The organism is Inquilinus sp. (genome assembly GCF_039594555.1).
Classification (GTDB): domain Bacteria; phylum Pseudomonadota; class Alphaproteobacteria; order DSM-16000; family Inquilinaceae; genus Inquilinus.
Genome location: NZ_JBCNNF010000255.1, coordinates 1 through 10,042 on the forward strand (window position 1 = coordinate 1; position 10,042 = coordinate 10,042).

Genomic DNA, 10,042 nt, shown 5'->3' on the forward strand with positions numbered 1-10,042 from the left:
GCTGGGCGGCTTTAGGAGTGATCATCGCATCCAGCGCTTTAGGCGTGGTTTTGATGTTCTGCTCGGTCGGCGCGCTGATCCGGGTGCTCGAGGGCACCGATGCGGGGCAGGAGGCGCATGTCAGCGCCATGCCCCAGCTGATCGTGCGGGCCTCGACGGCGCCGCCCAAGCAGGGAGTGTGACGATGGCGGGTGTGGTTTCCGGCCGGACGATCCTGGTCGCCGGCGCCGGCAGCGGCATGGGGCGGGCCACGGCGCTGGCCGCCGCACGGGAAGGCGGCTCGCTGCTGCTGCTCGGCCGCGACCGGGCAAAGCTGGATGCGGTGGCGGCCGAGATCCGCGACATCGCGCCGGACCGGCCGGCCGTGGTGATCGCCGCCGACGCCGCCGACGCGGCGGGGCTGGAGGCGGCGCTGGCGTCCCATGCCGGGGCGATCGACATCGTCGTCAACTCGGTCGGCACCAACATCGTCAAGCGCGGCTTCGGCGAGCTGACGCCGGACAGCTGGGCGGGGATGGTCGATGCCAACCTCAACGCCGCCTTCAACCTGACCCGCGCCGTGGTGCCCGGCATGCGCGATCGCCGGCAGGGCCTGATCATCCACATCGCCTCGGTCGCGGCGCGGAAGCCCGACCGTTCCGGCGCCGCCTACCAGGCCACCAAGGCCGGGGTGATGGCCCTGTCCCATGCGGTGATGGAGGAGGAGCGCGACAACGGCCTTCGCCTGACCGTGATCCTGCCTGGCATGACCGACACGCCGCTGCTCGACAAGCGGCCGGCGCCGGTGCCGGCGGAGGCGCGCCGCAAGGCCCTGCAGCCGGAGGATGTCGCCGCCGCCTGCCTGTTCGTCATGGCGCTGCCGCCGCGCGCCCATGTCGCCGAGATCATGCTGCAGCCGAGCCGGAGCTGACCGGCCCCATCGGAGGACGCGAAGATGTCGACAGGATCCAGGCCGGTGGTGGCCCTGCTGCTGACGCCGGAGATGCGGGCGCAGATGATCCCGCCCGTCGCGGAGCAGGCGCTGGCCGCCGCCGCCACGGTGCGGGCGCCCGGGCCGGGCGAGCTGAGCGCGGAGACCCTGCCCCGGCTGCTGGACGGCGCGGTGGCGGCGCTGACCGGCTGGGGCACGCCGCCGATCGGCGACGCGGTGCTGGCCGCCCGGCCGGACCTGGTCCTGGTCGCCCATTCGGCCGGCAGTGTCCGCCGCCTGGTGCCGGCCGCAGCGATCGAGAGCGGCCGCATCCAGGTCTCCCACGCCGCGGTCAACATCGCGGAATCGGTGGCCGAGTTCGTGATCGCCCAGACCCTGTCGATCCTGCGCGAGCCGCACAGGCACGATGCCGGGATGAAGGCCGGCGAAGGCTGGCTCGACCTGCGCCAGCGCCATCTCGGCCGGCTGCTCGGGGCGCAGACGGTCGGCCTCGTCGGCGCCGGCTATGTCGGCCGGCTGGTGATAGGCCTGTTCCGCGCCTTCGGCTGCCGCCTGCTGGTCTCCGACCCCTACCTGACCGCCGAGAAGGCGGCCGAACTCGGGGTCGAGCGCGCCGGCCTGGACGAGGTGCTGGCCGGCAGCGACATCGTCTCGCTGCACGCCCCGGCATTGCCGGAGACGCGGCACATGATCGGCGCGCCCCAGTTGGCGCGGCTGCGCGACGGCTGCTTGTTCATCAACACCGCCCGCCCGTCGCTGGTCGACGAGGCGGCGCTGCTGGCGGCGCTGCGCACCGGCCGCTTCACCGCCGCGCTCGACGTCTTCGACCAGGAGCCGCTGCCGGCCGACAGCCCGTTCCGCAGCTTGCCGAATGTCGTGCTGTCGCCGCACGCCGCCGGCCACAGCGCGGATTCGCACAAGCGCCAGGGCGCAACCACGGTCGACGAGATCCGCCGCTTCCTGGCCGGCGAGCCGCTGCGCCACCGGGTGACCCCGGCGATGCTTGCCACGATGGCTTAGGAACCGCCAGGTCCGGACAGAACCGTCATTGCGAGCGCAGCGAAGCAATCCAGGGGCCAATGCGAGCCGGCCCCTAGATTGCTTCGTCGGCTTCGCCTCCTCGCAATGACGGTTCAGGCATGGAAACGCCCTTATCCCGGCCTCCATATCGCCCAGCGAAAGGAATTCCCATGAGCTTCCAGGACAAGGTCGTGCTCGTCACCGGCGGGGCCTCGGGCATCGGCGCGGCCGCCACCCGCGCCTTCGCCAGGGAGGGCGCCCGGGTCGCCTTCACCTATGCCACCAGCCGGGACGAGGCTGAGGCCCTATCGGCGGAACTGGGCGCCCTGGCGCTGCCGGCCGACCTGACCCGGCCGGAGGTGGTGGCGGAGGTCTTCGCCCATATCGAGCGCGAGTTCGGGCTGGTCGATGTGCTGTTCGCCAATGCCGGCGGCCTGCTGCAGCGCAGCCGCTGCGTCGACACCTCGCTGGAGCTGTGGGAGCAGGCGATCGCGGTCAACCTGACCAGCACCTTCCTGTGCTGCCAGGCGGCGCTGCGATCGATGGAGCCGCGGCGCCGCGGCTCCATCGTCACCATGTCGTCGCTGGCCGCCTTCGACGGCGGCGGCTTCGGCGCCGCGCATTACGCCGCCACCAAGGGCGCGGTCGCCACCTTCACCCGCAGCCTGGCGAAGGAGGTCGGGCCGCTCGGCATCCGGGTGAACGGTGTTGCACCCGGGCTGATCGGCACCCGCTTCCACGACGTCTTCAACACGCCGGAGGGCCGGGCCGCGGCGGTCGAGCGGACGCCGCTGCGCCGCGAGGGCAGGCCGGAGGACGTGGCCGAGGCGGTGCTGTACCTGGCCTCCGACCGCGCCTCCTTCCTGGCCGGCGAGATCCTGCAGGTCAATGGCGGCGTCGGCTTCTGAGAGACCGTTTGGTTTCTGACGCAGCGGGCGATCAGTCCCAGAAGGCCTCGGCCGCCATGGCCACCGGCCCGCTCTCGCGCGCCGTCCACAGCCGGAGCGCTTCGCCTTCGGCCTCCCCGGCATGCAACGCGACCGCATCGCCGTCGAACAGCGTCGAATGGCTGCGGAAGACGAAGCGTGCCGGCGGCGTGCCCCGGATCGCGGCCGCGAAATGGCACAGCAGCGTCGCCTGCAGCGGCCCGTGCACGACCAGGCCGGGATAGCCCTCGGCCTCGGTCGCATGGCGGCGGTCGTAATGGATGCGGTGGCCGTTGAAGGTCAGGGCGGAGTAGCGGAACAGCAGCGTCGCCCCGGCCTCGACCCGGCGCTGCTGTCGGCCGGGCTCCGCCGGCGGCGCCGGTGCCTTCGCACCGCCGTCGGGACCACGGTAGACCAGGTCCTGCCGCTCCCGCACCGCGGCGCGGCCGCCGGCCTCGATGACATGCTCGACCGTGACGAAGCACAGCGGGCCGGTGCGGCCCTGCTTGGCGACGACATCGGCGATGCGGGACGTCCGCCGCACCGCGTCGCCGACCCGCAGCTCGCCGTCGAAGGCGACGTTGCCGCCGGCCCACATCCGGCGTGGCAGCGGCACCGGCGGCAGGAAGCCGCCGCGCGCCGGATGGCCATCCGGCCCCAACTCCGCCGTCGGCGCGGCCGGCTGCGCCAGGCAGAAATGGATCAGCCGCGGCACCGCGTCGCCGGCCTGCGGCGGCGGTCCTGGCAAATCGAGCGTCGCGTGGAACTTGCGGGCGAGATCGGCGGTGACGGTGTCCTCCGCCGTCTCCTCGCGGCCGATCCAGCGGCGCAGTTGGTCGATATCGGGCTCCGGCACGGCGGGCATGGCCATCGGCATGGGTCCTTGCTGATCCTGGCATCCGGCGCAAGGCTCGCCCGGATTCGGCCCCACGCCAAGCCTTCTGGGCGCCGGCCGGGTCCGCACCGCCTTGGACCAAAGGCCAATACCGGCGCTTCCCGCTTGACCCGGCGACTCGCGCGACGTTCAATTCCGTGTTGCCGCCGAGACGAGGATACGCCGATGCGCACGGTCCTGGTCGCTGACGACCACCCGATGTTCCGCGAGGCCCTGGCGGGCACGCTCAAGACGCTCGACGACCAGGTCGACGTGCTCGAGAGCGGTACCTTCGGCGAGGCCGTGGACCAGATCGCCTCCGTGATGGACATCGACCTGATCCTGCTCGACCTCCGCATGCCGGGGATGAACGGGGTCAAGGGCGTGCGCTCGCTGCGCACCCGCCGGCCGGACGTGCCGGTGGCGGTGATCTCGGCCCTGGCCGACAGCTTCGTGATGCGCGAATGCTTCGACGCCGGCGCGGTCGGTTATATCCCGAAGTCGCTGTCGCGCGACGCCATCGTCTCCGCCATCTCCGCCATCCTCGACGGCGGCAGCTACACCCCGGGGCTCGACGCCATCGGCCCGGGCGAGCTGGAGGAGGACGAGCCGCTGGACGAGGCGGTGCGCTGCCGGTTCGAGCTCTTGACCAACCAGCAGCGCAAGGTGCTGGAGTTGATGGCCGAAGGCCTACTGAACAAGCAGATCGCCTATGCCATCGACGTGCAGATCACGACGGTCAAGGCGCATGTCTCCAGCCTGCTGCAGAAGCTCGGCGTCTCCAGCCGCACCCAGGCCGTGATCCTGTTCCAGAAGTATCGCCGGGCCCTGTAAGGCCGGCGGCCGATCGGGGATGTCTGTCGAACTGCCCGTCGTAGGTCTGTTCGGCCGGGCCGGTCCATATCCAGCATCGAACAGGTCCGGATCCGGCAGCTCAGCGGCAATCCTCTTCCAATATCGCGGCGTCTGCGCTGCGTCCTGGGCATGATGGATTTAGACTGCCCGGTCTATTGACGCTGTTTTCGCATGAAGCCGATGCCGGTCGGGGCATCGTTCCCCGAAAACGCATAATCCGATATTTCGGATTCTGTCGGATATTGTCTCGTGGCAGAGCTTGATTGGGAATTTAGGCTGATATTCTTATAGATCTTGTTACGAGAAATGTTCGGATACAAATCTCGTCTACTTGGTTGTATCGCGTAATGGTACGACAAAAAGCAGAAAACCATTTGGCGTAAATCTCTACGAAATTCATAACGTCATAGTTGCGGGGCGTCGAACGTGTTGTCGAAATCCGAACATTCCGGGCGCGGGGTCGTGATTCCGGTTGCTGATGCCGTCGTGCAGGCCACGGCGGCGATGGCGGCCGATCGAAGGCCGGTCCCGGCCCCCGATATCGAGGACGGCCCGAAGCCGGTCGCCGCCGATCGGGTCGCGACCGGGCCGGCGGTCCGGCCCGCGGTGGAGCGGGTCGAAGGCAATGCGGTGTCCTGGACGGTCGACATCGTCCTGGCCTATCTCGCCCGCAACTCGGTCGACAGCCAGGCGCTGCCGAAGCTGATCGCCGACCTGCACAGCGTGCTGGAGCAGATCTCGACGGCGGAGCGGCCGCCGGAAACCGGGCTGCGGCCCGCGGTGCCGGTCGGCGCGTCGGTCACCCCGGACTACATCGTCTGCCTGGAGGACGGCCGTAGGTTCAAGTCGATGAAGCGGTACCTCAAGGCGGCATACAATCTGACGCCTGAGGAATACCGCGAGAAATGGGGGTTGCCGGCGAGCTATCCGATGATCGCCCCCGGCTATGCCGCCCTGTGCTCGGCCCGCGCCAAATCCCAGAAGCTCGGCCGGCGCTCCAGCCGGTGACGTCTCCTGGCCCGACCCATCACTGGCGGTCGGCAAGGTGGAGAATGCGCTGGCGTGAGTCGGCTGGCGGTGGTTTCGAGAACCGGAGCGCAGCGCACGTTGGTGCGTGAGCACCGGAAGCTTCGAGCCCGCCGTCAGGCGGCCACGCCAGTAGCGTTCACCGCCTTGCCGAGGCAATCAATGCGCGCAGCCGGGCCGGCTTGATCGGCTTGGTCAGCAGGCTGACGCCGGACAGCGCCTGCACCAGCGACTGCACCTCCGGGCTGCGGTCGGCGGTGATCACCGCGGCGGGGATGTCCTCGTCCAGCGCGTGGCGCAGGCCGATGATCAGCTCGGTGCCGCGCTGCCCGCCGTCGAGGTGGTAGTCGGCCAGGACGATGTCCGGGCGGAAGCCCTCGGCCCCGATCCGCGCCTCCATCCCCGCCCTGTCCCCGGCGGCGGCGACGCGGCAGCCCCAGCTGCGCAGCAGCCGGGTCATGCCGTCGAGGATGGCGGGGTCGTTGTCGACCACCAGCACCCGCACCCGGTCGACCGCGCCCGGCGTCACCGCGGCCGCGGCCGGCTGTGGCGGCGCGCACAGCGCCGCCGGATCGGTCAGCGGCACCAGCACCGAGAACATCGAGCCGCGGCCGACCTCCGACCGCACCTTGACCTCCGTGCCCAGTAGCCGGCTGATGCGGCGCACGATCGACAGGCCCAGGCCATAGCCCTTCTGCCCGGCCTCCGGCTTCGGCCCGGTCTCCGGCCCGTCCAGCCGCCGGAACTCCTCGAAGATCTCGTCCAGCCGCTCCTGCGGGATGCCGATGCCGGTGTCGGCGACCTGCAACTCGACCTTGTCGCCGCGGCGCCGGGCCCCGAACAGGATCCGCCCGGCCGGGGTGTAGCGCACCGCGTTGGTCAGGAAGTTCTGCAGCAGGCGGCGCAGCAGCTGCGGGTCGGAGCAGACGGTCAGCGAGCAGGGCAGCAGGGTGAAGGCCACGCCCTTGCGCTGGGCCAACGGCGCCACCTCGTCGTGCAGCGCCTCCATCAGCGGCGGCAGCGGCACGCTCTGCAGGTTCGCACCGACCCGGCCGGCATCGAGCTTGGAGATGTCGAGCAGGATGTTCAGCAGCTCCTCGACGTTTTCGAGGGCATGGTCGATCTTGCCCAGAAGGGCCTCGCCCTCGGCCGGCAGCGTCGTGTCCTCCAGCGTCGCCACGAACAGCCGGGCGGCGTTCAGCGGCTGCAGCAGGTCGTGGCTGGCATCGGCCAGGAACTTGGTCTTGCTGACATTGGCGCGCTCCGCCTCGGTCTTGGCGACGCGCAGCTCGCGGGCGATGCGGCGGCGCTTCTCCACCTCCGCCGACAGCGCCTCGTTCAGCCGCGACAGGGTGGCGGTGCGCTCATGCACCCGCCGTTCCAGCTCCTCATTCGCCGCCTCCAGGATGCGCTCGGCCCGGCGGCGCTCGGTGATGTCCTGGATAAGGGTGAAGAAGCCCACCACCTCGTCGCGGTGGTTGCGGTGCGGCACATAGGTGGCGAAGCCGAAGCGCATCTCGTCGCCGGAACCCGGCAGCGGCAGGTCGAAGGTGACGGTGGCGCCGGCCAGCGCCCGCTCGATGAAGGGCCGGCGCGGCCCGTACTCGGCGTCGCCCAGCACCGCCCGCAGCGTCTGGCCCAGGATCGGCGTGCCGTTCGGGGCATAGCCGGCGCGGTAGGCGCGGTTGACGAAGCGGTAGCGCTGGTCGCGGTCGACATAGGAGATCATGGTCGGCACCGCATTGGCGAACAGCCGGATCCGCTGCTCGCTGTCCAGCAGCGCCTCCTCCGCCATCTTGCGCTCGGTGATCTCGACATAGGAGGTGACGAAGCCGCCATCGGGCATCGGGTCGCCCTTGACCTCGAACCAGCGGCCGTTCAGCGCCACCTCCGACGGCGGGCCGGACCCTCGGGTTGCGCCGCGGGCGGAGCCCGGGCCGATCGGCGAGGCGGTGCCCAGCGCCGGGGCGCCGCGCGCGTCGTTGAACTCCTGGAACCGGCGGTAGGAGGCGCCGGCCCGCCGCAGCTCGGCCGGCAGCTCCAGCAGCTCGCCATAGCGCCGGTTGGCGGTCACCAGCTTCTGGTCGCGGTCGAACACGGCGACGCCGATCGACATGCTCTCCAGCGTCGCCTGCAGATGGGCCGACCGCTCGGCCAGCGCCTTCTCGCGCTCCTGCCGCTCGGCATCCTTGACGTCGGTGATGTCGGTGTAGATCGAGGCGATGCCGCCCTCGGTCGACCGCCGGTCGTTGACCTGCACCCAGCGGCCGTCGGCCAGGGCGTAGACCCAGCGCTGGGCGCCGCCGTCGCGGGTGGTGGCGCGCTGCAGCCGGCGCTCGGCCATCCAGGCCTCCGGCGTCAGCCCGTCCGACTGGATGATGCCGGCATCGAGACCCAGCCGCACCAGCGCGCCCAGCGACAGGCCGGGCCGGATGCTGTCGGTCAGCCGCGGCCAGAAATCCAGGAACCGGCGGTTGAACAGCACCAGCCGGTCCTCGGGGTCGAAGATGGCGAAGCCCTCGGAGATGCTGTCGATCGCGTCCTGCAGCCGGTTCTGCGCCGTGCGGCTGGCGACGATCGCCTCGCTCAGCTCCAGGTTCGACTGCTCCACCGCCTTCAGCGCGTGCTCCAGCTCGCGCGTCCGGTCGCGCACCTTCTGGTCCAGCAGGATCGCGGTCTGGAACAGCTGGTAGGCGTTGCCCTGCATGTCGAGGCTGTGCTCGACCCGCTGCATCAGGGCGCGGTTGATCTCGGACAGCTTGGCGACCTGGCGCCGAAGCTCGGCTTCGCCGTCCGTCCGATCCTGCGTCGCGACCTCCCGCCCCATGCTCAGCCCGGCCCGAAGGCGATCCCGGTGAAGGTCTGGCTGACATGCATCATGCCGAACTGCTCGCCATAGGTGTTGAAGCCGACGACGTTGTTCTGGGCCATGATCCTCGAGACCTCGGTCAGCATCTGGCGCTGTTCCATCTCGACATAGCGCAGCACGCAGTCGAAGCCGATCACGGCGTCGATGCTGCCCAATTCCGCGCGCAGCTCGTCGAACAGGGACACCAGATTCGCGACCAGATCGCTGCTCTTTGCGACGCTCAGGATGATTCCCTCGTCGATGGCGCAGAAGAAATGCAGGCTGCCGTCGTCGTCGGCCCGTTTGATGGCGCGGACATAGTGGCGGCCTCCGGCCTTCACCACCAGCGGGTGCGAGGCGAAGACCAGCGGCGTCAGGTCGGCCCGCTCCAGCCCGATCAGCCGGGCGTATTCCTCGGCCGCCGGCTCGGCGTTGATCTCCATCACCCGCCGCCGCGCCGGGTCGGCCCGGGTCACCACCATCTTCTGGTCCAGCGCGTCGAAATGCTGGCGCTCGAACACGCGGAAGGCCAGGTCGGTCGACACCAGCACCAGCAGCGACGCGCTGGACAGGATGCGCCCGTCCAGGAAGATCGCGGTCTCGCGGAAGGCCAGGTTATCGCCGGCCGACCCGCCGACCAGCGGGATCTCGCCCAGCGCGTCGCCCAGCGCGCTGACGATGATCTCCTCATGCATCGACAGCCCGTCATTGATCAGCAGGGCGAAGCTGCGCGACGGGTCGAAGCGGTGCTGGTGCCGGGCCTGGTGCTCGGCCAGCAGGGTCTTGATGATGGCGGCGCCGTCGGCGATCTCGAAGCTGGCCGGCTCGATCAGCCGGACCGAGGTGGCGAAATGATCGGCGGACAGGCTCATCCCGGTGATCGTCCCCTGGCGGTAGCCGGCGGGGGTGATCTCGCCGGCGGTGGTGCAGCCCAGCACCCGCACCTCCGGCGCCCGGCGGCCGATCTCGGCCAGCACCGCCGGCAGGTCGTAGGTGGGCGAGCAGAACAGCAGGACCATCTCCATCCGGTCCTGGGCGATCGCGTCCAGCAGTTCCTCGACCGCGTCCTCCGTCGACGCCTTCATGCTCATTCCCCGACGGATGCCGCTCGGGCCGATGACGGCCGTCCTCTCCTGGGCTTGACTGGCTTGGGACATCGCTTCCTCCCGAGAAGCTTATCGGGCCCCTCTGGCGGGGACCACTGATCCAAGGTCCAATTATCCGCCCGGAATCCGGTTGTGCCAAAGTCCTATTCCGGCCGGTCTTTCTTTGCCGCTACCGTTTTCCGGAGGTTCAGGCGCCGGTCCGCACGGCCGTGGCGCGACCGGGCACGCGCCCGCATGGAACGGCGCGACAGACATGGAGGATGCCGATGAAGACGCGTGCCGCAGTGGCCGTTGCCGCGGGGAAGCCTCTGGAGATCATGGAGGTGGACCTTGAGGGTCCGAAGTTCGGGGAGGTCTTGGTCGAGATCAAGGCGACCGGGATCTGCCACACGGACGAGTTCACGCTGTCGGGCGCGGATCCGGAGGGGCTGTTCCCGTCGATCCTGGGGCATGAGG

The 10,042-nt window shown here is 70.1% G+C and carries 10 protein-coding genes; 7 read left to right on the top strand and 3 right to left on the bottom strand.

Translation table 11 applies throughout. The features are described from left to right. The 4 genes from ABDW35_RS23855 to ABDW35_RS23870 all read left to right on the top strand — a co-directional run. The coding region (locus ABDW35_RS23855; protein WP_343716359.1) for a hypothetical protein at window positions 1-182 on the top strand (182 nt) is incomplete at its 5' end. Window positions 183-184: 2 nt separating this feature from the next. Further along, complete coding sequence (locus ABDW35_RS23860; RefSeq protein ID WP_343716360.1) at window positions 185-910, top strand: SDR family NAD(P)-dependent oxidoreductase; 726 nt, start codon at window positions 185-187, stop codon at window positions 908-910. Window positions 911-934: 24 nt separating this feature from the next. Beyond that, the gene (locus tag ABDW35_RS23865; protein WP_343716361.1) at window positions 935-1,951 is read left to right on the top strand and encodes a hydroxyacid dehydrogenase; all 1,017 of its coding nucleotides are present in this window, start codon (window positions 935-937) and stop codon (window positions 1,949-1,951) included. A gap of 170 nt (window positions 1,952-2,121) precedes the next feature. Next, window positions 2,122-2,859 (top strand): SDR family oxidoreductase, encoded by a 738-nt coding sequence (locus ABDW35_RS23870; protein ID WP_343716362.1) that lies wholly within the window; start codon window positions 2,122-2,124, stop codon window positions 2,857-2,859. A gap of 31 nt (window positions 2,860-2,890) precedes the next feature. Here the strand turns inward: ABDW35_RS23870 and ABDW35_RS23875 are convergent, their stop codons facing one another. Further along, the gene (locus ABDW35_RS23875; protein WP_343716363.1) at window positions 2,891-3,748 is read right to left on the bottom strand and encodes a MaoC family dehydratase N-terminal domain-containing protein; all 858 of its coding nucleotides are present in this window, start codon (window positions 3,746-3,748) and stop codon (window positions 2,891-2,893) included. A gap of 189 nt (window positions 3,749-3,937) precedes the next feature. On the opposite strand from ABDW35_RS23875, the gene ABDW35_RS23880 reads away from it, so the two are divergent. Beyond that, window positions 3,938-4,585 carry a response regulator transcription factor gene (locus tag ABDW35_RS23880; RefSeq protein ID WP_034839942.1) on the top strand — a complete coding sequence of 216 codons (648 nt, stop codon included), beginning with the start codon at window positions 3,938-3,940 and terminating at the stop codon, window positions 4,583-4,585. 483 nt (window positions 4,586-5,068) lie between these two features. After that, window positions 5,069-5,614, top strand: coding sequence for a MucR family transcriptional regulator (locus ABDW35_RS23885; protein ID WP_343716364.1), 546 nt, complete (start codon window positions 5,069-5,071; stop codon window positions 5,612-5,614). A gap of 157 nt (window positions 5,615-5,771) precedes the next feature. Here the strand turns inward: ABDW35_RS23885 and ABDW35_RS23890 are convergent, their stop codons facing one another. Both ABDW35_RS23890 and ABDW35_RS23895 read right to left on the bottom strand, forming a co-directional pair. Further along, window positions 5,772-8,459 carry a NahK/ErcS family hybrid sensor histidine kinase/response regulator gene (locus ABDW35_RS23890; RefSeq protein WP_343716365.1) on the bottom strand — a complete coding sequence of 896 codons (2,688 nt, stop codon included), beginning with the start codon at window positions 8,457-8,459 and terminating at the stop codon, window positions 5,772-5,774. A 2-nt stretch (window positions 8,460-8,461) separates the two neighbouring features. Continuing rightward, a complete protein-coding gene (locus ABDW35_RS23895; protein ID WP_343716366.1) occupies window positions 8,462-9,565 on the bottom strand; it encodes an FIST N-terminal domain-containing protein in 1,104 nt (367 codons plus the stop codon). Window positions 9,566-9,852: 287 nt separating this feature from the next. Here ABDW35_RS23895 and ABDW35_RS23900 point away from each other — a divergent pair. Beyond that, on the top strand, window positions 9,853-10,042 hold a 190-nt coding region (locus tag ABDW35_RS23900; RefSeq protein WP_343716367.1), incomplete at its 3' end, for an alcohol dehydrogenase catalytic domain-containing protein.